Below are 2,151 nucleotides of genomic sequence, written 5' to 3' on the forward strand. Positions count from 1 at the left end.
CCTAAGTCAGTGGATGACAACCCTCGATCATATTTTGGATTACAATAAAGGAAGGTTTAAATTTATAACGAAGGTTCCAGTTGTTAACGGAAAGATGAGTACAGCCTCTTTTGAATCAGCTGTATGTTTCCGTTTCGAAAAGGTAGTGTCAAAAGTTCTATGAAAAATCAATTCTGAGTGAAGGATTTCTCACTGAGCTTGTTAAAATGCTGCCGCAATCGCTCTTGACAAACACGCCAATGGTTTGCGAAGTGTTCATCAAGGGCGAAGGGGACAAAAGAAGGCATGCCAAATAAGCCCTTGGTTTTCCCCATTTTAAACCATTGGCAAGTTCGGTTTGTCAAGAGTTCGCTTCGCCGACTGCTGGATAAGGGCTCTGCTAAACAAAAGCTAGGCTGTTTGCTCTTCAATCCAATCTTGAGCTAAACCAATCAGTTTGGCCCATCTTGCCGGCATATTTGGCAATTGAAGCAACTCAGGTTGAAGGACCGGTACTTTTCCTTCTAGTGCCGAGTGTGGTCGTAGAAAGTTGAAATACGCCACAAACAACGTCACGAAGGAAACGGATCCCTGCTCAGAACCGAACCCATGCGTTTGGCGGTAGTTACCTTTGAAGGTCCGGTTCAGTCGTTCGATGATCTGTTTCAACGGTCGGTATTCAGTCGACACTGGATCTTCGTTCGTCAGGCCAATGACTTGCTTGATGTCGAATGATATTCCATGTTGCCCGAAGAAATGCTGCGCCAACAGATATATCGGGTTTCCATCAACGACAAAAGTCAGGTCCTCTGGTATTTCTTTGAACTTCATCAAGACCTCATCGATAGCCAGGATCGCTGTTTGCGTATCCCGGTTACGAGAGACCGGATAGGACAGAATAATCTTTTTCATCGCATCGAAGAAGAAGAACAGATAGTGCCAGCGACCACCCACCCGGATATACGTCTCATCGCCGCAAAACTGGTCGGAAAGCTCATAAGGATAATGGTCCACATATGGCTTGAGAAGCAAAGCCACGCTATTCTCGTAATTCAAGATGCTTTGGTGAGAGATATTCAGGCCATGGACATCCTTCATGAGCGCAGCTGTCTTCCTGGCGGAAAGTCCATAGTTCACATGGTAAGTCAGAATGAGCCCTAGGGTATGAGGCGATACATAAAGCCTGGAAAGATCGACTTTTGGCTTCTTAGGTGATTCCTTAGAAAGTGGCTTGTATTCAATGTGGAACTGGCGAAACAGGTAACGCATCTTGAAATCATGGGGGTTCTCCTTGAATCGTTTTCTCTCTTTGGACGAAAGTCCATTTAGGTTGCGCTGATAGAAGGAACACACATTATTTTTGCACTTGTAGATATCAAAGTCTTTCCGTTCTTTCACTTTTTCAAGAGTCTTCAAGCAATGCGGGCATTTCATGATGGCTTCTTTGAGATATTGGTTTTTCTGATTGAACATACATGCACACACCTTACATTGGTACTGCCCTTTTCCTCCATTATTGGCATATAGGTAATCTGCCGGAGCACCACACTTTGGGCAGGAAATGTTGGATGGTACGGATGTTTTGGAATTGGCATGACGCCTAACGGGCTTAAGAAGCTTTCCGTGATTCTCGAAGTACTCTTTCATGAGGATTTTATAATCCAGCTTTTGTAGTGGCTCGATAATTGGAAGTTCATCCACCTGTAGCTTTCGATAAGGCTGATTCACAGGTTGTTCTTTCGGCTTATCGAACATATTCTTGCCGATAAGCAGCGTAAGAAGAGTTCGAATCATTTGATCTTGGTACTTAATAAAAGTTAATAAATAGGTTATAATTTGAGGGTACAACTTGTCACTTCCTTTCTGGGAATTGGGTGTGTGGTAACCTCAATTATCTCCAGAATTCAGGGGGTGGCAATTTTTTTGCTTAAAAAGCCCTCTATCATAGGATTTTATAACCTATTTCTTATAAAAGTTTTGACAATACGACTATAGAATTGGAGGGTAAAAAATGAAAAAAGTAGATATCGTCATTACCGTTATCGTATTATCTGTTTTTATTTTCGGTTTGATGTATTTTACCAAGGATGATTCCGTCACATACCGCGACGTGAAATTCGAAATTGCCTCATTGGCCATTTTAACCACTGTTTCCCTGTTCACTTATTTCGG

Annotated in this window: 1 protein-coding gene; it reads right to left on the reverse strand. The window is 42.5% G+C overall.

The annotated features are described in order from the left end of the window. Positions 1-390 precede the first annotated feature (390 nt). Entirely contained in the window at positions 391-1,827 is a 1,437-nt protein-coding gene (locus ACH0QE_RS10155; protein ID WP_415800576.1) for a DDE-type integrase/transposase/recombinase, read from the reverse strand. Positions 1,828-2,151: the final 324 nt, after the last annotated feature.

Source organism: Mesobacillus sp., assembly GCF_047739415.1.
Lineage (GTDB): Bacteria > Bacillota > Bacilli > Bacillales > Cytobacillaceae > Mesobacillus.